General features: G+C 62.0%; 22 protein-coding genes. All 22 read left to right on the top strand.

The window, feature by feature from the left end; all coding sequences use genetic code 11:
* Window positions 1-2 precede the first annotated feature (2 nt).
* The 22 genes from lysA to murA all read left to right on the top strand — a co-directional run bounded on the left by lysA (window position 3) and on the right by murA (window position 22858).
* Window positions 3-1478 (top strand): diaminopimelate decarboxylase, encoded by a 1476-nt coding sequence (gene lysA, locus J5251_RS17340; protein ID WP_139004872.1) that lies wholly within the window; start codon window positions 3-5, stop codon window positions 1476-1478.
* Window positions 1479-1547: 69 nt separating this feature from the next.
* The gene (locus J5251_RS17335) at window positions 1548-2867 is read left to right on the top strand and encodes a homoserine dehydrogenase (protein WP_208574713.1); all 1320 of its coding nucleotides are present in this window, start codon (window positions 1548-1550) and stop codon (window positions 2865-2867) included.
* Window positions 2868-3968 (top strand): threonine synthase, encoded by a 1101-nt coding sequence (gene thrC, locus J5251_RS17330; protein ID WP_139004874.1) that lies wholly within the window; start codon window positions 2868-2870, stop codon window positions 3966-3968.
* A gap of 7 nt (window positions 3969-3975) precedes the next feature.
* Complete coding sequence (gene thrB / locus J5251_RS17325; RefSeq protein WP_208574712.1) at window positions 3976-4938, top strand: homoserine kinase; 963 nt, start codon at window positions 3976-3978, stop codon at window positions 4936-4938.
* 310 nt (window positions 4939-5248) lie between these two features.
* Entirely contained in the window at window positions 5249-7381 is a 2133-nt protein-coding gene (rho, locus tag J5251_RS17320; RefSeq protein ID WP_208574711.1) for a transcription termination factor Rho, read from the top strand.
* Window positions 7382-7511: 130 nt separating this feature from the next.
* On the top strand, window positions 7512-8591 hold the full coding sequence (prfA, locus tag J5251_RS17315) for a peptide chain release factor 1 (RefSeq protein WP_139004876.1): 1080 nt from the start codon (window positions 7512-7514) through the stop codon (window positions 8589-8591).
* Between the two features lie 6 nt (window positions 8592-8597).
* Window positions 8598-9443, top strand: a complete 846-nt coding sequence (gene prmC, locus J5251_RS17310; protein ID WP_208574710.1) for a peptide chain release factor N(5)-glutamine methyltransferase — start codon at window positions 8598-8600, stop codon at window positions 9441-9443.
* 28 nt (window positions 9444-9471) lie between these two features.
* Window positions 9472-10194 (top strand): L-threonylcarbamoyladenylate synthase, encoded by a 723-nt coding sequence (locus J5251_RS17305; RefSeq protein WP_208574709.1) that lies wholly within the window; start codon window positions 9472-9474, stop codon window positions 10192-10194.
* Window positions 10191-12008: a polysaccharide biosynthesis protein gene (locus J5251_RS17300; protein ID WP_139004879.1), complete on the top strand. Its 1818-nt coding sequence runs from the start codon at window positions 10191-10193 to the stop codon at window positions 12006-12008. Before J5251_RS17305 ends, J5251_RS17300 begins: the two co-directional genes overlap by 4 nt.
* On the top strand, window positions 12005-13009 hold the full coding sequence (locus tag J5251_RS17295) for an MraY family glycosyltransferase (protein ID WP_139004880.1): 1005 nt from the start codon (window positions 12005-12007) through the stop codon (window positions 13007-13009). Before J5251_RS17300 ends, J5251_RS17295 begins: the two co-directional genes overlap by 4 nt.
* 107 nt (window positions 13010-13116) lie before the next feature.
* A complete protein-coding gene (locus tag J5251_RS17290) occupies window positions 13117-13614 on the top strand; it encodes a hypothetical protein (protein ID WP_208574708.1) in 498 nt (165 codons plus the stop codon).
* Window positions 13614-13880 carry an AtpZ/AtpI family protein gene (locus J5251_RS17285; protein ID WP_208574707.1) on the top strand — a complete coding sequence of 89 codons (267 nt, stop codon included), beginning with the start codon at window positions 13614-13616 and terminating at the stop codon, window positions 13878-13880. The genes J5251_RS17290 and J5251_RS17285 overlap by 1 nt, the downstream gene beginning before the upstream one ends.
* Before the next feature lie 86 nt (window positions 13881-13966).
* Window positions 13967-14773, top strand: a complete 807-nt coding sequence (gene atpB / locus J5251_RS17280; protein WP_139004883.1) for a F0F1 ATP synthase subunit A — start codon at window positions 13967-13969, stop codon at window positions 14771-14773.
* Between the two features lie 65 nt (window positions 14774-14838).
* Window positions 14839-15042 carry an ATP synthase F0 subunit C gene (gene atpE, locus J5251_RS17275; RefSeq protein ID WP_074701684.1) on the top strand — a complete coding sequence of 68 codons (204 nt, stop codon included), beginning with the start codon at window positions 14839-14841 and terminating at the stop codon, window positions 15040-15042.
* A gap of 46 nt (window positions 15043-15088) precedes the next feature.
* Complete coding sequence (locus tag J5251_RS17270; protein ID WP_139004884.1) at window positions 15089-15652, top strand: F0F1 ATP synthase subunit B; 564 nt, start codon at window positions 15089-15091, stop codon at window positions 15650-15652.
* Window positions 15652-16467 carry a F0F1 ATP synthase subunit delta gene (locus tag J5251_RS17265; protein WP_208574706.1) on the top strand — a complete coding sequence of 272 codons (816 nt, stop codon included), beginning with the start codon at window positions 15652-15654 and terminating at the stop codon, window positions 16465-16467. The genes J5251_RS17270 and J5251_RS17265 overlap by 1 nt, the downstream gene beginning before the upstream one ends.
* Before the next feature lie 113 nt (window positions 16468-16580).
* Window positions 16581-18218, top strand: a complete 1638-nt coding sequence (gene atpA, locus J5251_RS17260) for a F0F1 ATP synthase subunit alpha (RefSeq protein WP_139004886.1) — start codon at window positions 16581-16583, stop codon at window positions 18216-18218.
* Window positions 18219-18312: 94 nt separating this feature from the next.
* The gene (locus tag J5251_RS17255) at window positions 18313-19206 is read left to right on the top strand and encodes a F0F1 ATP synthase subunit gamma (RefSeq protein WP_139004887.1); all 894 of its coding nucleotides are present in this window, start codon (window positions 18313-18315) and stop codon (window positions 19204-19206) included.
* A 73-nt stretch (window positions 19207-19279) separates the two neighbouring features.
* The gene (gene atpD, locus J5251_RS17250; RefSeq protein ID WP_139004888.1) at window positions 19280-20740 is read left to right on the top strand and encodes a F0F1 ATP synthase subunit beta; all 1461 of its coding nucleotides are present in this window, start codon (window positions 19280-19282) and stop codon (window positions 20738-20740) included.
* Between the two features lie 4 nt (window positions 20741-20744).
* Window positions 20745-21032, top strand: coding sequence for a F0F1 ATP synthase subunit epsilon (locus J5251_RS17245; protein WP_074701693.1), 288 nt, complete (start codon window positions 20745-20747; stop codon window positions 21030-21032).
* Between the two features lie 18 nt (window positions 21033-21050).
* A complete protein-coding gene (locus J5251_RS17240; protein WP_139004889.1) occupies window positions 21051-21482 on the top strand; it encodes a DUF2550 domain-containing protein in 432 nt (143 codons plus the stop codon).
* A 74-nt stretch (window positions 21483-21556) separates the two neighbouring features.
* Complete coding sequence (gene murA, locus J5251_RS17235; protein ID WP_208574705.1) at window positions 21557-22858, top strand: UDP-N-acetylglucosamine 1-carboxyvinyltransferase; 1302 nt, start codon at window positions 21557-21559, stop codon at window positions 22856-22858.
* Window positions 22859-22860 lie beyond the last annotated feature (2 nt).

Below are 22860 nucleotides of genomic sequence, written 5' to 3'. Positions count from 1 at the left end.
ACATGACTTCAACAATTCGCGAAGCCTCCCCGCTCGCTCCCCAGTGGCTGAGCTATCCGGCAGACGCGAACGAACTGCAGCCGAAGATGTGGGCCCGCGGCGTGGCCCGCGGTGCCAGCGGCGAATTGGAGATTGACGGCGTCGGCGTCAGCGACCTCAAGGCCCGTTTCGGCTCGCCGCTCTTCGTCATGTCCGAGACGGACTTCCGCGCCCGCGCCCGGGACTTCAAGGAGTCCTTCGACGCCGCTTTCGCCGACCTGTGCGGGGGAGTGGACGTCTACTACGCCGGCAAGTCCTTCCTCTGCATAGAGGTAGCGCGCTGGGTGGAGCAGGAAGGCCTGCGGCTGGATACCTGCTCCGGCGGCGAGCTGGCCGTAGCCGCACGCGCCGGTATCTCCGGTGAGAAGCTCGGCCTGCACGGGAACAACAAGTCCGATGCGGAACTGAACCGGGCCCTGGACATGAAGCTGGGCCGGATCGTGGTGGACAGCCTGGATGAACTCCAGCGGCTGGCTGCTATTGCCGCAGCCCGGTCCGAGCGGGCCAATGTCATGCTGCGCCTGACGCCCGGCGTGCACGCCCATACGCATGAATTCATTGCCACCGCGCACGAGGACCAGAAGTTCGGCCTGTCCATGGCCGCCGCGGACACAGAGTCCGGCACAGTGAACGACGGCGGGGCGTTGCCTTCCGCAGGCAGCTCACCAGCCGCACGGGCCGTCAGCGAAGCCCTGGCAGCCGAGTCCATCAATCTGCTGGGACTGCATTGCCACATCGGTTCCCAGATTTTCGAACCCGAAGGGTTCGCCCTGGCTGCGGAGCGGCTGCTGACCTTCGTCGCCCAAATCCGCGATGAACATGGCGTGGAGCTCCCGGAGCTGGATCTGGGCGGCGGCTACGGCATCGCCTACACCGAGGCCGACACGCCGCGCCCGCCAGCCGAACTCGCGGAGGCGATGGCCGCCGTCGTTAATTCCACTTGCCGCAGGCTGGAACTGAAGGTTCCGCGGATCTCGATCGAACCGGGGCGCGCCATCGTGGGTCCGAGCACGTTCACTCTGTATGAGACGGGCACGCTGAAGACCGTGAACGTGGACAGCGAGGACGGACGGACCTATCCGCGGCGTTACATTTCCGTGGACGGCGGCATGAGTGACAACGCCCGCCCGGTACTGTACGACGCCGACTATTCGGCTGTGCTGGCTTCCCGTGTGACGGATGAAGACCCGATTATTTCCCGCGTGGTTGGCAAACATTGCGAAAGCGGTGACATTGTAGTCAGGGACGTTTATCTGCCTGGTGACGTAGCCGCCGGGGATCTGCTGGCGGTGCCGGGCACCGGTGCGTACTGCTGGGCGCTGGCCAGCAACTACAACTATGTTCCACGGCCGCCGGTGGTTGCGGTTAGCAACGGCCAGCCACGGCTGATTGTGCGCGGTGAAACAGAAGAGGATCTTCTGGCCCGCGACCTGGGCTGAGGCACGATCAGTCTGCTCGGGGCGGCGGATTTCTTGGAAACAACAATGGCTTTGGGAGTAAGTACAGCAATGAACACGCTGAAAGTGGCACTGTTGGGATGCGGAAATGTCGGATCCCAGGTGGCCCGCATTCTCCTGGACGACGCCGCTGAACTGGCCTCGCGTTCGGGAGCCCGGTTGGAATTGGCCGGAATCGCCGTCCGCAACGTTGACGCGCCGCGCGATGTCGACCTGCCCCGGGACCTGTTCACCGACGACGCCGAGACGCTGGTCAAGGACGCGGACATCGTCATTGAGCTCATGGGCGGTCTGGAACCGGCACGTTCGCTGATCCTGCGCTCCATCGAGCACGGTGCCTCCGTGGTCAGCGGGAACAAAGCACTGCTGGCAGCCGACGGGCCCGCCCTTTACGAGAAGGCCTCTGCCGCCGGCGTCGAGCTCTACTATGAGGCGGCCGTGGCCGGAGCCATTCCGATTCTGCGCCCCATTCGGGAGAGCCTTTCCGGGGACCGGATCAAGCGGGTGCTGGGCATCGTCAACGGCACGACCAACTACATTCTCGACCAGATGGACACCACCGGTGCAGCCTTCGAGGACGCGCTGAAGGCCGCCCAGGCCCTCGGCTACGCCGAGGCGGATCCAACGGCCGACGTCGAGGGGCTGGATGCAGCGGCGAAGGGTACCTTGCTTGCCTCGCTGGCTTTCCACACCATGTTCCCGCTGGACGCGGTCAAGTGCGAGGGCATCACCGGCATCACCTCCGCAGACATCGACGCAGCCAAAGACACCGGTTTCGTGATCAAACTGCTGGCGATCGCCGAGAAGCAGCCGACCAAGGACGGCGGCGAAGGGGTGTCCGTGCGCGTGCATCCGACCCTGCTGCCGCGTACCCACCCGCTGGCGGCTGTCCACGGCGCCTTCAACGCCGTCTTCGTCGAGGCGGAGAATGCCGGCGAGCTGATGTTCTACGGCCAGGGCGCCGGCGGACGCCCCACGGCCTCGGCCGTGCTCGGCGACGTTGTCAGCGCCGCCCGCCGCATGGTCAGCGGTGGCCGGGGACGCACCGAAACCACGGGCCAGCAACTTCCGGTCCTGGGTGAAGACAGCATCCTCACCAGCTACTACATCGACATCGACGCAGCGGACCAGCCCGGCGTCCTGGCCAAGATTGCCCACGTTTTCGCAGGCCATGGGGTTTCGATCGAAGTCATGCGCCAGACCATGCACACGGAAGACCTGGTCTCGATCGCCGACGGGACCGCCTCCGCGGAACTGCGCATCATCACCCACCGCGGCACCGAGAAATCGCTGGCCGCGACGGTGGAGGCCATCAAGGATCTCGACATTGTTAATTCAGTTACTTCCGTACTGCGAGTAGAAGGAGTCTAAGTGGCCCACCAATGGCGCGGCGTTATCCGCGAGTACGCCGAACGTCTGCCCGTCACGGACCGGACCGAGATCATCACGCTCGGTGAAGGCGGAACGCCGCTGGTCCATGCCAAGGCCCTCTCCGAGCTGACCGGCTCAGCCGTGTACCTGAAGGTGGAAGGGATGAATCCCACCGGCTCCTTCAAAGACCGCGGGATGACCATGGCCATCACCGCAGCCGTGGAGGCCGGAGCCAAGGCCGTAGTGTGCGCGTCAACGGGCAACACCTCGGCTTCCGCCGCCGCCTATGCCACCCAGGCGGGCCTGAAGTGCGCCGTGCTGGTGCCGGCCGGGAAGATCGCGATGGGCAAGATGAGCCAGGCCATCGCCCACGGCGCCGAGATCATCCAGATCAACGGCAACTTCGATAATTGCCTCGAAGTTGCCCGCAAGCTGTCGGAGGCGTACCCGGTTTTCCTGGTCAACTCCGTCAACCCCGCGCGGATCCAGGGCCAGAAGACGGCGGCCTTCGAGACCGTTGACTTCCTCGGGGATGCCCCGGACATCCATGTGATGCCCGTGGGGAACGCCGGCAATATCACCGCGTACTGGAAGGGCTACCAGGAGTACGCCAAGCCCTACGAATCCGAGACTGCTGGCACCCTCGAAGCCGTCGCTACCAAGACACCCACACTGTGGGGCTTCCAGGCCGCCGGCGCGGCACCGCTGGTGCTGGGGCACCCGGTCACCGAGCCGGAAACCATCGCCACCGCCATCCGGATCGGCAACCCGGCGTCTTGGGACACCGCCATTGCCGCCCGTGACGAGTCGGGCGGGCTGATCGATTCGGTGACGGACGAGGAAATCCTCAACGCCCACCGCTGGCTGTCCTCCAAGGAAGGCGTGTTCGTCGAGCCCGGTTCGGCAGCGGGTGTTGCGGGCGTCATCAAGAAGCACGCTGCCGGTGAAGTTCCTGCGGGCAAGACCATTGTGATCACAGTGACCGGCCACGGCCTGAAGGATCCGCAGTGGGCCCTGCAAACCGAAGACGGCCATGAGGTTACACCCGTCAAGGTGGATTTCGACGTCGTGAGCGTGGCTGCAGCTCTTGGTCTCGAATAACACCGCCGTGAGGACCGCAGAGCGTACCGCCGTGGTGCCCGGGCAGCGCGTAAGCGTCCGGGTGCCGGCGACCAGCGCCAACCTCGGGCCCGGCTTCGACAGTCTCGGCCTGGCCGTAAGCCTGTATGACACGGTCAGCGTTGAAACCACCGACGACGGCGTATTCCATGCCGAGATCTCCGGTGAAGGCGCCGCAAACCTGCCCACGGATGAAAGCCATCTGATCATCCGCACCATCCAGGACACGCTGGGACGCGCCGGCTACCGTGCGGAAGGCCTGCGGCTGCAGGCCGAGAACGTGATTCCGCACGGCCGGGGACTGGGAAGCTCTGCGGCGGCCATCGTCTCCGCGGTGCTGCTGGCCAACTCGTTGCTGCCCGTGGCTGCCCGGCTCAGTGCTCAGGAAGTCCTGCAGCTTTGTTCCGCCCAGGAAGGCCATCCTGACAACGTGGCACCGGCGCTGGCGGGCAAGCTGGCCATCTCCTGGGAAACGGCGGGTTCTTTTTTCAGCACCGCCGTTGATGTCGCTTCGGAAATTGTTCCGGTTGTGGCCATTCCATCCTATGAATTGTCAACCGAAACGGCCCGAAACCTGCTGCCGGTCTCGGTACCACACCATATCGCCGCGGCCAATGCCGGACGGGCCGCCTTGTTGGTGCAGGCGCTGACGCGTGACCCGGAACTGCTGCTCGCGGCGACGGTGGACGAGCTGCACCAGAGCCACCGGGCGCCTGCCATGGCACCGAGCGCAGCCTTGCTGCAGTCGCTTCGTGCCTCTGGTTTCGCCGCTGTTGTCTCCGGTGCCGGGCCGACGGTGATGACGCTGGCTGCGGGGTCCGCGCAGGCGGATGCGGTCGAGCGGCATATTGCCGCCACATTGGAGTCCTCGCAAATGCCTGACGGCTGGCGTGTCCTTAAACTGACGGTTGACACAGATGGTGCTAAAGTGGAAGTGCACCGCCGGAAATAACCGGCTTGGCAATCTGTCGAAAGTCCCGCGTGGACATACAACATCCGGCAGCGAACCAAAGATCGGTGCAACCTTCCAGGATCCGTCACGGAATTACTGAGTGCTGTATATGCGCGTAAGAGTGCGGGCAGCATATCCCTAAGACCATGGTGAACGAGATCCATTCAAGGTTTTTCTCATGTCACTCGGCGTTGCCTGGTCTCACACTTGGGCAACCCCGACCCGGCCTTGTTTCTTATGCATAGGCCGGGACGCAAACAACGCGGTCCACTTCACATGCGGACCGCCCGACGAGGGGGAAGGATCCTTCGTGACTGAAACCACTGACCTGGCTGCAGGTGTGGATACATCATCAGACTCTGCTGCGCCGAAGAGCGCAGGACTTGCCGGACTCAAGCTTGCCCAGCTGCAGGCCTTGGCCGGCCAGCTTGGCATCACCGGCGGTTCCAGGATGCGCAAGAGCGACCTGGTGGCGGCTATTTCGGACCACCAGCGTGGTTCCGCAGTAGCCGACCGTCCTGCCAAGAAGACCACCGGCCGTGCAAGTGCAAAAGAAGTTGCTCCCGCAGCTGAAGAGCCCGCGGCTCCTGCAGTGCCTGCAGCCGGTACCGCGGACAAAGCGGAGGCGAAAGACAGCGGTGACCTCAACAAGGCCGCCGAACGCGTCAGCCGGACCCGCAACCGCAACCGCCGCGCGACCAGCGACGGCAACGTGACGCCGGAAGCTGCGCAGGCACCCGCTGCAGCCGAAACATCAACGGACGGTGAAGTTGCCGTCTCCAAGGCTGCAGACGCCCAGCAGGCCGATGTGCAGCCCGCCGAGGCGAAGCCGGAATCCGAAGGCGGCCGCGAGGGCCGTCGTAGCCGCGGCCGGAGCCGCCGCGAGGACCAGCCGGAGCAGCAGGCGGAGAAGCCCGCTGACAAGCCGGAGCCGTCCGAGACTCCTGTTGAGGGTGCGAAGGAAGGCCAGACCGACCGCGCTGACCGCGGTGAGCGCAGCGACCGTAACGATCGTGGCGACCGTAATGACCGGCGTGAGCGCAGCCGTACCCGCGGCCGCGACAACGAGTCCACCGGCAGCGACAACCGGGACAGCCGCAGCGATAACCGCAGCGACAGCCGCAGCGATGACGGCGACGACGGCGGCCGCGGACGCAACCGCCGTAACCGGAACCGCCGCGACCGCGACACGGACACCAGCAACCGGTACCGTGACCGCAACGAGCGCCGCCGCGGACGCGGCCAGAACCCGGACGTGGATGATACCGAGGTTACCGACGATGACGTGCTGCTGCCCGTGGCCGGCATCCTCGACGTGCTCGAGAACTACGCGTTCGTGCGCACCTCCGGCTACCTGCCCGGTCCGAACGATGTCTACGTCTCGCTGGCACAGGTCAAGAAGTACAACCTGCGCAAGGGTGACGCCGTTGTTGGTGCCATCCGCGCCCCGCGGGACGGCGAAAACGCCAACCAGAACAGCCGCCAGAAGTTCAATGCGCTGGTGCGTCTGACCTCCGTCAACGGCAAGCCTGCCGAGGATAACAAGGACCGGGTCGACTTCACCAAGCTGGTTCCGCTTTACCCCTCGGAGCGCCTGCGCCTCGAAACCGAACCGAAGAAGATCGGCCCCCGCGTTATCGACCTGGTGGCGCCGATCGGCAAGGGCCAGCGCGGTCTCATCGTGTCGCCGCCGAAGGCCGGTAAGACGCTGATTCTGCAGTCCATCGCCAACGCGATCACCATCAATAATCCTGAGGTCCACCTCATGATGGTTCTGGTCGATGAGCGTCCCGAAGAAGTCACCGACATGCAGCGCACGGTCAAGGGCGAGGTCATTGCCTCCACCTTCGACCGTCCCGCCGACGACCACACCACAGTTGCCGAACTCGCCATCGAGCGCGCCAAGCGCCTGGTGGAAATGGGAATGGACGTCGTCGTTCTGCTCGACTCGATGACCCGTCTGGGACGCGCCTACAACCTGGCTGCTCCTGCTTCCGGACGTATTCTCTCCGGTGGCGTGGATTCCTCTGCGCTGTACCCGCCGAAACGCTTCTTCGGTGCTGCCCGCAACATCGAAAACGGCGGTTCGCTGACCATCCTGGCCACCGCGTTGGTCGAAACCGGTTCCAAGATGGACGAAGTCATTTTCGAAGAGTTCAAGGGCACGGGCAACATGGAACTTCGCTTGTCCCGCAATCTGGCGGACAAGCGGATCTTCCCGGCCGTGGACGTCAACGCTTCCGGCACCCGTCGCGAGGAGAACTTGCTCTCGTCGGAGGAAGTCAAGATCATGTGGAAGCTGCGCCGGGTCCTTTCCGGACTCGATACGCAGCAGGCGCTTGAGCTCCTCACCAACAAGATCCGGGACACCCAGTCCAACGTCGAGTTCCTGATGCAGGTACAGAAGACGACACTGGGCGCGAAGTCCGACAACGACAAGTAGCTGCCCAGACCGCTCATGATCTCTCCGGTCCCGCAAATGCGGGAGCGGAGAGATCTGGGCGGTTCGTTGTTTAAGCGGCCGGTTGGTGTCTTATCTAGACTTATTGAAGAAGTCGAAAGAGGTTTGAGAAATGTTTGAATCCGTACAGGGATTGCTCGAGGAGCATGCAGAGCTGCAGAAGCGGCTGAGCGATCCGGCCGTGTACGCGGATCAGGGACTGGCTCGCAAGCTGGGACGTCGGTCGGCGCAGCTGAACGGAATCGTCGAAGCATACAACCGCTGGAGCCAGCTGGAGGGCGATCTGGGTGCGGCACGGGAAATGGCCGCCGAGGACCCCGAGTTTGCAGCGGAAGTCCCTGGGCTTGAAGCTGAACTTGAGACGGCGCAGGCGAGACTGCGCCGGTTGTTGATACCGCGGGATCCGGATGATGCACGCAACGTCATCATCGAGGTGAAGGGCGGTGAAGGTGGCGACGAAGCCGCCTTGTTCGCCGGTGATCTGCTGCGCATGTACACGCGGTATGCGGAACAGCGCGGGTGGAAGACCGAGATCATCTCCGCCACCGAGTCCGATCTGGGCGGCTACAAGGACGTGTCGATGGCGATCAAGGGGTCATCCAACGATCCCGCGGAAGGCGTGTGGGCCAGGATGAAGTTCGAAGGCGGCGTGCACCGGGTCCAGCGCGTTCCGGTCACCGAGTCCCAGGGCCGTATCCACACGTCCGCCGCAGGTGTCCTGGTCCTGCCGGAGGTGGACGAGCCGGAAGAAGTCGACATCAGCCAGAACGATCTGAAGATCGATGTCTACCGCTCCTCCGGGCCGGGCGGGCAGTCAGTCAACACCACGGATTCCGCGGTCCGCATCACTCACATCCCCACCGGGATCGTGGTCGCGATGCAGAACGAAAAGTCCCAGCTTCAGAACCGTGAAGCAGGCATGCGTGTGCTGCGTGCCCGCCTGCTGGCGCACCAGCAGGAGCAGATCGACGCAGCCAACTCCGAGACCCGGAAGTCTCAGATCCGGACCATGGACCGCTCGGAACGCATTCGAACGTACAACTTTCCGGAAAACCGCATCGCGGACCATCGCACTGGTTACAAGGCTTACAACCTTGATGCCGTCATGAATGGGGAGCTCGAACCTGTCATCCAATCAGCTATCGAGGCGGACGAACAGGCGCGGCTTGAAGCACTCGGCGAGGATCGCTAGGCACCAGTGAGCGGAGAAACGCTTGCCGAGGCTCTCGCGGAGGCAACTCAGATATTGGAGCGGGCGGGGGTGCCCAGTCCACGCGTAGATGCAGAGCTTCTGGCGGCGCACCTCATGGCGGAGTCCTTGGGCAGGATCAGGTCGCTGGCGCTGACCGGCGCATTGGTCCCGCCGGAGTTCGGCGAGCTCGTGGCGGAGCGGGCGCGCAGGGTTCCGCTCCAGCACATTACGGGCAAGGCGTATTTCCGCCATCTCGAACTGCAGGTCGGACCCGGAGTCTTTATCCCGCGACCGGAGACGGAGACGGTTGCCCAGTACGCCATTGACCGCGCCGCGAAGATCAGGCGTGCCAAGGTTGTTGATCTTGGTACCGGGTCGGGTGCGATCGCGGCGTCCATTGCCCAGGAAGTTCCCGAGGCGGAGGTCTTCGCCGTGGAACTGAGCGACCTCGCCCATGCCTGGGCAGGACGCAACCTGGAGCCGTGGGGCGTGACCCTGGTGCAGGAAGACCTACGTACTGCGCTTGCCGAACAGGACGGGACCTTCGACGTCGTTGTGTCCAATCCGCCCTATATTCCCGCCGAAGCCGTGCCGAGGGACCCGGAAGTGGCCGAACATGATCCGCAGATTGCGCTGTACGGCGGCGGCGCCGACGGTCTACAGTTGCCGGCGGCCACGGCCAGCACCGCCGCACGGCTGCTGAAATCCGGCGGTTACTTCATCATGGAACATGCGGAAGTCCAGGCCGAAGCTGTGTCGCACCTGCTGCACAGCGCCGGGTGCTGGGACGATGTTGCCACAGTCTACGATTTGACCGGACGCGAACGGGCCACCGCCGCCGTCCGGCGGTAGCGCTGCCCCGAAATGAAAGAATGATCCTGTGACCACCACATTCAACTGCACGGACGACGTCGAACGCAGCGAAGGCCTTGCCGCCGCGCAGACGGCGATCGCGTCTAAACAGTGCATTGTCATGCCCACGGATACGGTCTACGGCATCGCCGCGGATGCCTTCTCGCCGCAAGCGGTTGCCACGCTGCTGGCTGCCAAGGGCCGGGGCCGCACCATGCCCCCTCCGGTCCTCATTCCCCGCCCGCAGACCATAGACGGCCTCGCAGTGGACATCGCCGAGGAGGCTCGACGTCTGGCGGACGAATTCTGGCCCGGCGGGCTGACCCTGATCTTCCACGCCCAGCCCTCGCTGACCTGGGACCTGGGTGACACAAAAGGCACCGTGGCGCTGCGGATGCCCGATGACCGTCTGGCACTGGACCTGCTGGCCGTAACAGGCCCGCTGGCGGTCTCGTCGGCGAACCGCACAGGACAGCCTGCCTCGCGGACCGCCGCCGAAGCCCACATGCAGCTCGCAGAATCCGTGGAGGTCTACCTGGAAGATGGACTGCGCGGTGATGCCGAAGACAGCCAGTCCCTGCCGTCGACTATTGTCGATTGCACGTCACAGCCTTTCCGTGTGGTTCGCGAGGGAGCCATACCGGTACACCGGTTGCGCGAAATCGTGCCGGATCTCCTCGGCATTGGGGAGGAACCGGCCGAGATGACGCCGGACCCCGCGGAGACGCCCGGGGAGAGCAGTCAGCTATGAAGATTGGACGTGGCCCGGTCTCCGGTAAGACCGCCAGCAGCGACAAGGTTCTCTGGCTTTGGTCGCAGTTCCTGCTCGATTCATTCGCCTGGATCGTTTCGATCGTCCTGGCCGTCTTCCTGCGGTACGAGATGGTGCTGGATCCCTCGAAAATCCCCGGCATCATTATCCTTTGCGCCATAGCGATCGCCTCACAGTTCGCAGTAGGTTCAGCTTTCGCTCTGTATAAGGGCCGGTATAGTTTTGGCAGCTTCCACGAGGCGAAGCTGCTTGTGATCGTGACGGTGGCGGTTTCGGCCATCACCACGGTTGCCCTGCTGTTCTTTGGCATCTCCATGGGTATTGCCCGTGGTACAGGTATCATCGCTTTCCCATTCGCCTGCCTTTTCATGGCGGCTATCCGCTACCTGAAGCGGATGTACGTTGAGAGCAAGGCCAAACCCGGTGAAGAAGCCGCCCGGACCTTGATCTACGGCGCTGGTTTTGTGGGAAAGTCCATCGTGACCCGCATGTGCAACGACCCGCAGTCGCCCTGGCTGCCTGTCGGCCTGATTGATGATGACCCAGCGAAGAAACACCTGCGGATTGTCAGCGTTCCCGTGCTCGGCCGGATGGAGGACCTGCCGGAAATCGTTGCCCGAACAAATGCCACGGTCCTGTTGATTGCCATAGCGGACATCGATGCGAAGCAAGTCCGCCGGATTTCCGACGCAGTCGCAGGCCTCAACATCAAGGTACTGGTTGTCCCGCCGCTGAAGGACATGCTGACCGGCGGGTCCGACTTTTCCTTCCGTGAGGTGGCAATCGAGGACCTGATCGGACGGCAGCCGGTCGACATCCACGTTGATGAGATCGCCCATTATGTCAAGGGAAAGCGCGTGTTGATCACCGGGGCCGGTGGCTCCATAGGATCGGAACTATGCCGGCAGATCAACGAATTCGAGCCGCGTGAATTGATCATGTTGGACCGTGATGAAACAGGGCTGCAGTCCACCCAGATATCGATTACGGGACAAGGCCTGCTCAACGGCAAAGACACGGTGCTGGCCGACATCCGCGACGCAGCTGCCCTGGAGGAGATCTTCCTGGATCGGAAGCCCGAGGTGGTGTTCCACGCAGCAGCGCTCAAACACGTTTCCCTGCTTGAGCAGTATCCCGAGGAAGCCTGGAAGACCAACATCATGGGCACGTTGAACGTTCTGCAGGCCGCCCGGCTGGCCAATGTCCAGACGTTCGTCAATATCTCTACTGATAAGGCAGCGAATCCGACGACGGTGCTTGGGCATTCCAAACGCGTAGCGGAGAAGATCACGGCGTGGGTGGCGCAGCAGACCGGATTGAAGTACGTTTCGGTCCGTTTCGGAAATGTCCTAGGTAGCCGCGGTTCCGTGTTGCCGCTGTTCAACGAGCAGATCCGCAACGGGGGACCGGTGACAGTGACCGATGCGGAGGCAACCCGTTTCTTCATGACGATTCCGGAAGCGTGCCAGCTGGTCATTCAGGCTGGAGCCATCGGACGCGGGGGAGAGGTCCTGATTCTGGATATGGGAGAACCAGTACGGATTCTCGACGTAGCCCAGCGCATGATCGCGATGTCCGGCAAAGAGATTGACATCGTCTTCACCGGTCTGCGTCCAGGCGAAAAGCTGCATGAAGAACTTATCGGTATCGGTGAAGACGATTCGCGTCCACTGCACCCGAAGATTTCGCATGCTGCCATTGACGCGCTGGATCCGCACCAAATGAGTCTTGAGGAGTGGAAAAACCGACAGCACCTGCCACTGGCCAGTAGCGAGCCGGAGTCGGCCAAATGACCGGAGTGCTTTCAGGTGCTGTTGCCCTCGTCCTCAGCCTGTCACTGCCCCTTGCCCTGAAGCCATTGCTGCTCAAGCTGGGCGTGCTGGACATACCGAACGAGAGATCGTCGCATACAAAAGTAGTTGTCCGGGGTATGGGCATCACCGTGGCGGTCGGCGTCCTTGGCGGGTTGCTCACGGCTGTGCTGACCGGGGCTGCCGTGGATGGTGCGGCAATCATTGGTACTGTGGCCGGTGTTTGTGCAGCGGCCGCTCTGTTGGGCTGGCTGGAGGACTTCCGCGGTGTCGCCATCTCCGTACGCTTCCTGCTGCAGTTGGCCATTGGCGCCGCCGGCACGGCCATTATCGTCGTCCTGACCGATACCTCCTGGTTGTGGATTCCGGTCGGCGCGCTGGCCATTGCGGGCTACATCAATGTTGCGAACTTCATGGATGGGGTAAACGGCATATCGGGCCTGCATGGGCTGGTCGTGGGACTGTTGTTTTCAGTGGCCGGGATGATGTCATCGCTTGACTGGCTGACGGTCTCGGGGCTTGTGGTTGCCGCCGCGTTCGCGGCTTTTCTGCCCTGGAACCTCTCCGGCAGCAACTTCCTTGGCGACGTCGGCAGCTATCTGTTGGGCGCTTCGCTAGCCGTCTTAGGGGCTGCGGGTTTTCTCAGCGGGGTCCAGCCGGAGTATCTGCTGGGACCGGTGACCATCTATCTTGCCGATACCATGACCACCTTGCTGCGACGGATCAGTGCGGGAGAACGGTGGTACGCGGCGCACCGCCAGCACGTCTATCAACGGCTGACCGACGTTGGTCTCAGCCATGTGCAGTCGGCCCTGGTGGTGGCGGTTTGCTCGCTGCTGACCGGTTTGTGCGGACTCGTGGCTGCCGCCAGCAGCATGCCAGGCAAGGCGTCAGCGCTGCTGGTTTGCGCCGCCGTCGTACTTTTTTACCTGCGCTCGCCACGCATCTTCCGACGCCGCGCAGCCGACGCCGCGACCGGGTAGCGTCAGGAGCAGGACATGCATTCACAGGCTGACTTCTATCTCGTGTAGAATTCTTGTCGGCCGGTCTACCGGTCATCATCCCCGCCTGTGCACCCGATCGGACAGCTATGAGCACACATCATTCCAACGGCAACAGTGCCGCTGGCAGTGCCGTACCTGTCTCCGGTCCCACGGCTACGCCATGGCTGAAGATTCTGAAGACATCCTCACTTGGTGCCGCTGCAGCCACTCTTCTGGTGGTAGTGCTGGCGTTCATTGTTGCCGGGGGTGTCGGTGCCCTTAGCGCTGTGCTTGGTTCGGCGCTGGTAGTACTCTTCTTCGCCATCAGCCTTATGATCGGCCATGTTGTTGGGCGGAGAAATCCCTCCGGCGCAATTGGTGCGTTCGTAGCCACCTATGTGCTCAAGGTTGTTGGATTCGGCGCTGCGCTCTTTATTATCGGCACGCCGGACTGGTTGCGAACGACCTGGTTCTTCATTGCTGCCGTCGTCAGTGTTGTGGTGTGGCAGATTGCAGAAGTTTTCGCATTCTCCCGCGTCCGCTACCAGATTTACGACGATCCGGAAGACGGCGGAAGCAGTGCAGCAGGGAAGGAAGCCCGTTAATGTCTGGCAAGAACCCCCGCAATTCAGATCGCGGCAGCAGCAACTCTGGCTACCAGGGCGGCAACACGGTCTTGACCTATATAGTTGGCGGGATCATAGCCTGGGGTTTGATAGGCTGGGGGCTGGACTATCTGTTGAATACCCGGTGGCTGTTTATCGTCGGTGCCCTTCTAGGCGCTGGCGGTGGATATTATCTGGCCCGAAAACACAACCTCACCCGCAGCGCTAAGCGCCGCCATGGGGACGGTCAAGGGAACAACATCTAAATGTCAGAAAACTTCATATGGTGGCGTGCCGAGACGGCAATCCACCCTGAAACGCCCAATGATGGACACTGCAGAGAGGAAACGCGTTGATCGCGCTTGCGCTTCCGGCGGCCGCTAATGAAGGTGGCTTCGTCCCACCGACCCTCGAAGATATGCACCTTCCGGAGATTCTCCCTTGGGCTGCCGAGTACGGAACAGGTTTCGGCAAGCAGATGCTGCTGGTCCTGCTCTCTGTTGCACTGATTGCCTGGTTCTTCCTGGCCGCGTCACGCCGCGGTCAGCTGGTGCCAGGCAAGCTTCAGCACCTGGGCGAAATGAGCTACAACTTCGTCCGCAACTCCGTAGGTAAGGACATCATCGGTGAGCGGGACTACCGGCCGTATGTTCCGCTGCTGTTCTCCCTATTCTTCTTTATCCTGGTAAACAACCTTTTCGGTTCGATTCCTCTGCTTCAGATCCCGACGCCGTCGCATGTCGGCACGGCCTACGCCTTGGCCGGGATCGTTTACATCACCTGGATCGTTCTGGGCCTGAAGAAGCACGGCATCGGATACTTCAAACTTGCCGTTGTGCCAGCAGGCGTCCCGAAGGCAATCCTGCCGCTGATCGTCATCATTGAGATCATCTCCACCTTCCTGGTTCGGCCCGTAACCCACAGCCTCCGTCTTTTCGCCACCATGCTGGCCGGACACTTGATCATCATGCTGTCGGCAGCGGGCTCCGAATTCCTGATCATGGACGCCGACTTCTGGTTCAAGCCCCTTGGCGTTCTTACGATTGCCGGCGGAGTCGGCATGTACATGTTCGAAATCCTGATCCAGGTCCTACAGGCGTATGTCTTCGTCCTGCTGACCGCGATCTACATCCAAGGCTCCCTGGCCGAGGAACACTAAATTTCCCCGCTGGGGAAGCACCTGAACCAAACAACCTGCCCAATGGGCATCTTGAAAGGAAAATAATGGAAGGCAATATCAACCTCGTAGGTTACGGTCTCTCCGCAATCGGCGGTGCCATCGGTGTGGGCCTCGTTTTCGCCGCTTACATCAATGGTGTGGCACGTCAGCCGGAGGCACAGCGCGTGCTGCAGCCGATCGCCTTCTTGGGCCTGGCGCTGACTGAAGCTCTGGCCATCCTCGGTCTGGTTTTCGCGTTCGTTCTCTAGTAGGCAACGCTTACTTTTCAAACCGAGTAGATAGGACGGGTGAGATATGAAACAGGCAGTTATCCTCGCCGCCGAAGAGGGCGTCAACCCTCTAGTCCCTAATATCTGGGAAATCGCGGTAACACTGCTTGGCTTCGCCGTACTTATGTACATCGTCACGAAGTTCGTCGTTCCGGCGTTCGAGAAGACGTATGCAGAGCGCGCCGAAGCTATTGAAGGCGGCATTGCTAAGGCGGAGGCCGCCCAGGCCGAGGCCAGCGCCGCTTTGGATGAATACAAGCAGCAGCTGCTGGACGCACGCACCGAAGCCAACCGCATCCGTGAGGACGCGCGTGCAGAAGGTGCCCAGATCCTCGCAGAGCTGAAGGACAAGGCCGCAGCTGAAGCTAACCGCATCAGCGAGCAGGCGCAGGTGCAGATTGCAGCCGAGCGCCAGGCAGCCGTTACTTCGCTGCGCAGCGAAGTCGGCGTGCTGGCCACCGAACTGGCCGGCAAGATTGTCGGGGAATCCCTCAACGATGACGCGCGTTCCGCACGTGTTGTTGACCGGTTCCTGGCCGATCTTGAAGCTTCGGCTCCGGCATCCCAGAATGCAGGTGCTTCGAGCTAATGGCAGGTGTATCGAGCGAGTCACTGAAAGCGGCACAGCAGGAGCTGGAAGCAAAGCTTCCCACCGCTCCGCTGTCCCTGGCAGAGGAACTCTTTGCAATTCTGGGTCTGCTGGACAGCAATGCCGGACTCCGCCGGAGCCTCACGGACCCGGCACGCAACAGCGAGGACAAGGCACGGCTGGTCTCCCAGCTGGTCGGCGGCAAAGTCTCGGCTGACGCCAGGGCTGTAGCCGAAGGCCTCGCCGCATCCCGCTGGGGCTCTGCACGTGACATTGGTGATGCTCTGGAAACCCTTGCGGCTACCACTGCTATCGCTGTTGCGGAGAGCAAGGGCGCTGGAGTTGACGGACTCGAAGGTCTGGAGAACGACCTGTTCAATTTCATCCGGCTCGTCGAGGCAGATCACGATCTGCAGCGTGCGCTGGTTGAACCGCAGGCATCGGCCGAGGCTAAATCGGCTCTGGCTCTGAAACTGGTCCCGAACGCCGGACCCGAAGCACAGGTCTTGATCCGCCAGGCAGTTACTGCACCGCGGGGGATCAAGCCGACAGCTCTGGTCCGGCGCTTTGTGGAACTGGTTGCCCAGCGCCAGCAGCGTTGGATCGCTAACGTCAGCGTTTCCCGTCCGCTGACCCAGGAGCAGATCTCACGTCTGCAGGCAGGGCTCAATGGGTTGTACGGCCGCGAGCTGAAGATCAATGTCAACGTTGACCCATCACTAGTTGGCGGAGTCCGCGTGCAGGTAGGCGACGAAGTGGTTGATTCCTCGGTCGTCACCCGCCTGTCCGAACTTCGTCGGAAGCTCGCGGTCTAGCACTCTTCCCTTAGGGGAACGGGGAGCTGGAGCCGAAAGCCTCAACACAGACTGATATACACACAGGTCGTCGCCCCCGCGATGATCACAACATAGGAGAGCAGGGACTGCAGATGGCCGAATTGACCATCAACGCCGACGACGTCCGTAATGCGTTGAACGAGTTCGCGGCGTCCTACGAACCGGGCAGCGCCGAACGCGTTGAAGTTGGCCGCGTAACGACCGCCAGTGATGGCATTGCCCGCGTTGAGGGTCTTCCCTCAGCAATGTCCAACGAACTGTTGCGTTTCGAAAACGGCATTCTGGGCCTGGCCCAGAACCTCGACACCCGCGAAATCGGTGTCGTAATCCTCGGTGACTTCACCGGTATCGAAGAAGGCATGGAAGTTCACCGTACCGGTGAGGTTCTGTCCGTTCCCGTGGGAGATAACTTCCTCGGCCGCGTTGTGGATCCGCTGGGTGAGCCCCTGGATGACATGGGCCCCATCGAATCCGAAGGCCGCCGTGCCTTGGAACTGCAGGCACCGGGCGTGACCCAGCGCAAGTCGGTCCACGAGCCGATGCAGACCGGCATGAAGGCCATCGACTCCATGATTCCGATCGGCCGTGGACAGCGTCAGCTGATCATTGGCGACCGTCAGACCGGTAAGTCGGCCATCGCGATCGATACGATCATCAACCAGAAGGCCAACTGGGAGTCCGGCGACGTCAACAAGCAGGTCCGCTGCGTCTACGTTGCGATCGGCCAGAAGGCTTCCACCATCGCTGCAGTCCGCAAGTCGCTGGAAGAGAAGGGCGCGATGGAGTACACCACCATCGTGGCGTCTCCGGCATCCGACCCGGCCGGCTTCAAGTACCTGGCACCGTATGCCGGTTCGGCAATCGGCCAGCACTGGATGTACGGCGGCAAGCACGTTCTGATCGTGTTTGATGACCTCTCCAAGCAGGCTGAAGCCTACCGCGCTGTGTCGCTGCTGCTGCGTCGTCCGCCGGGACGTGAAGCCTACCCGGGTGACGTCTTCTACTTGCACTCCCGTCTGCTGGAACGTTGTGCGAAACTCTCCGACGAACTGGGTGCGGGTTCGATGACCGGTCTGCCGCTTATCGAAACCAAGGCCAACGACGTTTCGGCATACATTCCCACCAACGTCATCTCGATCACTGACGGGCAGATCTTCCTGCAGTCGGATCTCTTCAATGCCAATCAGCGTCCTGCTGTCGACGTGGGAATCTCCGTTTCCCGCGTTGGTGGTTCGGCGCAGGTCAAGGCCATGAAGAAGGTCTCCGGTACGTTGAAGCTGGAACTGGCGCAGTACCGCGACATGCAGGCGTTCGCGATGTTCGCGTCCGACCTCGATGCGGCTACCAAGCAGCAGCTCAACCGCGGTGCCCGCCTGACCGAGCTGCTCAAGCAGGGTCAGTACTCGCCGTTCCCGGTCGAAGACCAGGTTGTCTCCATCTGGGCCGGTACCAATGGCCATCTGGATGAAGTTCCGATCGAGGACATCAACCGCTTCGAGACCGAGTTCCTTCAGCATCTTCGTCACCGCTCGTCGGTCCTGACCACGATCGCGCAGACAAACCTGCTTGAGGACTCCACTGTCCAGGAACTTGATCAGCAGATCACGGAATTCAAGAAGGGCTTCTTCGGGGAAGGCGACAACCAGCTTGTCGGCGCCGGCCACGAAGAGTATGACGCTCTGGCCGAGGAAGCCGTGGATCAGGAAAAGATCGTCCGGCAGAAGCGCTAATTCATTTTCGTTGATTGAGCGGGGTCGAAATCCAGACGCCGTCATGCATAGGAATCGACTTCGCTCAATCAGCGAGGATTAGGAAAGGAAAAGTATGGGAGCCCAGATTCGGGTCTACCGCCAGAAGATTGCTTCGACCACGTCGATGCAGAAGATCTTCAAGGCGATGGAACTGATCGCTGCCTCGCGCATTGGAAAGGCCCGCACCCGTGTGGCTGCGTCACTGCCTTACGCCAATGCGATCACCCGTGCCGTTTCTGCTGTGTCGTCACAGTCGGAGATCGAACACCCGCTGACCACCGAGCCGGAGCAGATCCGGCGCGCGGCCGTCGTGGTTATGACTTCCGACCGCGGTCTGGCAGGAGCGTATTCTGCTTCGATTCTGAAGCAGGCACAGTCTCTGACCGAACTGCTGCGGGCAGACGGCAAGGAAGTGCGCCATTACCTTGTTGGCCGCAAGGCGCAGGCTTACTTTGATTTCCGCAGTCTTCCTTATGAGCAGGTGTGGACCGGCGGCACAGATGCGCCGGCCTTTGAGGTTGCCCGCGAGATCGGCGACGCCGTGCTTGCAGACTTCAACACTGCGTATGAAGAGGGCGGTGTCGACGAGATTCACGTTGTCTACACTCGCTTCAAGTCCATGGTTACCCAGGAGCCGACGGTCATTCGACTGCTGCCCCTGGAAGTCGTGGAGGAAGAGGCTGCATCAGAATCCGATCTGCTGCCGTTGTACGAGTACGAGCCGGAACCTGAGCAGGTACTGGACGCATTGTTGCCGCGCTACATCGAATCGCGCATCTTCGCAGCCATGCTCCAGTCTGCCGCCAGCGAACTTGCCGCCCGTCAGCGGGCCATGAAGTCTGCCGGCGACAACGCTTCGGACCTCATCAAGAAGTACACGAGGCTCCGAAACAACGCCCGTCAGGCGGAAATCACGCAGGAGCTGACTGAGATTGTCGGCGGTGCGGACGCTCTAAGCGCGCCCTGACCTTCGGCGTCGAAGGCGCCTCAGGCAAAAGTAAACTTTAACCCACGCCATCTAACTGAATGAAGTGAGAGAGATGACTGCCCAAACTATCGAGCACGGAACCGGTTCCGTCGGCTCGGGCGCCACTGGCCGTATTGCCCGTGTGATCGGCCCCGTTGTCGACGTCGAATTCCCGGCTGATGCCATTCCCGGCATCTACAACGCATTGACCGCTGAGATCACGCTCAACGGCGACACCCACACCATCACCTTCGAGACCTCGCAGCACCTCGGCGACAACCTCGTCCGTGCCATCTCCCTGCAGGCCACGGACGGTCTCGTCCGCGGTACCACGGTCACCGACACCGGTTCGCCGATTTCCGTGCCCGTCGGCGACGGCGTCAAGGGACACATCTTCAACGTGCTGGGCGAGCCGCTCGACGTTGAAGCCTCGGAGCTGGAAATCAACGAGCGCTGGCCGATCCACCGCAAGGCTCCCAACTTTGCCGATCTGGAAAGCTCCACGGAGATCCTCGAGACCGGTATCAAGGTCATCGACCTCCTCACCCCGTACATCAAGGGTGGAAAGATCGGTCTGTTCGGCGGTGCCGGTGTTGGCAAGACTGTGCTGATCCAGGAAATGATCACCCGTGTTGCCCGTAACTTCGGTGGTACCTCGGTATTCGCCGGTGTCGGCGAGCGTACCCGTGAAGGCAACGACCTCTGGGTCGAAATGGAAGAAGCCGGCGTTCTGAAGGACACGGCCCTTGTCTTCGGCCAGATGGACGAGCCGCCGGGAACGCGTCTGCGCGTGGCACTGTCGGCGCTGACCATGGCGGAATACTTCCGTGATGTGCAGAACCAGGACGTGCTGCTCTTCATCGACAACATCTTCCGCTTCACCCAGGCCGGTTCCGAGGTCTCCACGCTGCTGGGCCGCATGCCCTCCGCCGTTGGTTACCAGCCGAACCTTGCCGATGAAATGGGTCTGCTGCAGGAACGTATTACGTCGACCAAGGGCCACTCGATCACCTCCATGCAGGCGATCTACGTCCCGGCGGATGACTACACCGACCCGGCTCCGGCAACCACCTTCGCGCACCTGGATGCAACCACGGAACTTTCCCGTGAAATTGCTTCCCGTGGCCTGTACCCGGCTGTTGATCCGCTGACCTCGACTTCGCGAATCCTGGATCCGCAGTACATCGGTCAGGCACATTACGACGTTGCCGTCCGCGTCAAGCAGATCTTGCAGAAGAACAAGGAACTGCAGGACATCATCGCCATCCTCGGTATCGATGAACTCGGCGAAGAGGACAAGATCGTCGTGGCGCGTGCCCGCCGTATCCAGCAGTTCCTGTCGCAGAACACCTACACCGCCAAGCAGTTCACCGGCGTGGAGGGCTCCACCGTCTCGATCAAGGACACCGTTGAGGGCTTCAAGGCCATCTGCGACGGCGACCTGGACCACGTTGCGGAGCAGGCGTTCTTCAACATCGGTGGCCTGGACGACGTAGAGCGCCAGTGGGCCAAGATCCAGGAACAGAGCAAGTAAGCCAATGGCTAACGAAGCGGCTGAACTGGAAGTGGAGATTGTGGCGGCGGACCATTTCGTGTGGTCCGGTGCGGCAACTTTGGTCAAGGCTCGCACCGCAGAAGGCGAGATCGGAATCCTGCCCGGCCACTCGCCGGTGCTGGCTATTCTGGCTCCCGGCGAACTGGGGATCAACCCGGTCAACGGCGAGCGGATCAACGTGACCGTGGACGGCGGATTCTTCTCCGTCGACAGCAACCGCGTGGTCATCGTGGCGGATAACGCCACGGTCAATGACCTGGCCACGGCTTAGGTACAGCTAGCGGCGCCAGTGGAAGAAGTCAGTTACACGTTCGCTATTCTGGCGGCACTGTTCCTGCTGCTGCTTCTGGCGCTGCTTGCCTTCGGGGTGCGCCGCTATCAGCTGCGGCGCGCCCTTGGCACTTTTGACGCCTCCATCTGCATGCTGCCTGGCAGCTGGCAGATGGGGGTTTGTCGTTATGCGGACAAACATCTGGAGTGGCTGCGGCTCTTTTCCTTGAGTCCCAGGCCGCGCTACAGATTCCGGCGCAGCGCCTTGGAGCTGCAGGGCTGGCGCCAGCCTACGGAGGCCGAGCGGGCGAAAATCCAACCCGGGGCCATCGTGGTAATGCTTCGCCATGACAAGCAGGAATTACTGCTCGCCATGAGCTTCGATGTTTACGCTGGTTTGTCCTCCTGGTTGGAGGCTGGTCCGGTGATAGGGATCGGTACCTGGCGTTGAAAATGCATTCGCGGCGCGGCTCTCACTGGAGCCGCGCCGCTGTTCTTTACGGAGCGCTCATTAGGATGGGGACTATGGAAGATGTGATCGTCGTCAACGGACCGAGCACCCTGTCGGGGCGGGTTGAGGTGGCCGGGGCGAAGAACAGTGTCTTGAAACTGATGGCGGCCGTGCTGCTGGCCGAAGGCAAGTCCACGATCACCAACGTGCCGAATATCCAGGACGTGTGGATTATGGCGGAGTTGCTGCGAAGGCTTGGCTGCACCGTTGATTACGACGTCGATGCCTCCTGCGTGCACATTGACGTTCCTGCGGAGCCGGCCCATCAGGCTGACTACGATCTGGTCCGTGCTATGCGGGCGTCGATATCGGTGTTGGGACCGCTGGTAGCACGCTGCCACCAGGCAGAGGTAGCGCTGCCCGGGGGAGACGCCATTGGCTCCCGCGGACTGGACATGCACCGCAGCGGCCTGGAGCTGATGGGGGCGGAAATAGTCATTGACCACGGCTATCTTGTCGCGCGTGCGCCCGACGGCCTGCACGGCGCCCACCACAGGCTCCCGTTTCCTTCGGTGGGGGCTACTGAGAACTTGATGATGGCTGCGACCTTGGCGCACGGCATCACGACCATCGACAACGCGGCACGGGAACCGGAGATCTGCGACATCGCCGAGTTGCTTGTGGCCATGGGAGCGCAGATCGAAGGGATCGGCTCACCGACGTTGGTTATCACCGGCGTCGAACGCTTGCGCCCTGTCACGCACCGGACTGTTCCGGACCGGATCGTTGCGGGCACGTGGGCGTTTGCCGCTGCCATGTGCGGCGGAATCGTCGACGTCTGCAACGCGGTGCCGGAACATCTGGCCGTGGTGCTGGACAAGCTTGCCCAGGCTGGCTGCACCATCACGACCCGCGCGGACGGATTTATCGTTGAGGGCAACGGCCGTCCCGCCCCGATCAACGTCTCCACGCTGCCGTATCCGGGTTTCCCGACCGACCTCCAGCCATTCGTTGTTGCCTTGAACGCGGTGGCGGATGGCAACGGTATGGTGACCGAAAACGTTTTTGAGGCGCGGTGGGGCTTCACCTCTGAACTGGCCCGTCTCGGCGCCGTGGTCCGGTTGGATGGACACCATGCCTTGATCAGGGGAGTGCCGCAGCTTTCCGGGGCGCCCGTGGTGGCAAACGACATCCGTGCAGGAGCCGCCCTGGTGATCGCCGGCCTGGTAGCTGATGGCGTGACCGAGGTCCGGGGCGTGGACCATATAGACCGCGGCTATGAGCGTTTCGACGAGAAGCTGCGCACCTTGGGGGCAGCCGTGGCCCGGCAGGGGAGCGAACCGGAGCCCGGCGCGCTGGCCGGCAGGTTGCGTTAACG

This window comes from Arthrobacter crystallopoietes (genome assembly GCF_017603825.1).
Taxonomy (GTDB): Bacteria; Actinomycetota; Actinomycetes; order Actinomycetales; family Micrococcaceae; genus Crystallibacter; species Crystallibacter crystallopoietes_B.
The sequence above is the reverse complement of the archived record's forward strand: the minus strand, read 5'-3'. Positions and strand labels throughout refer to the sequence as shown.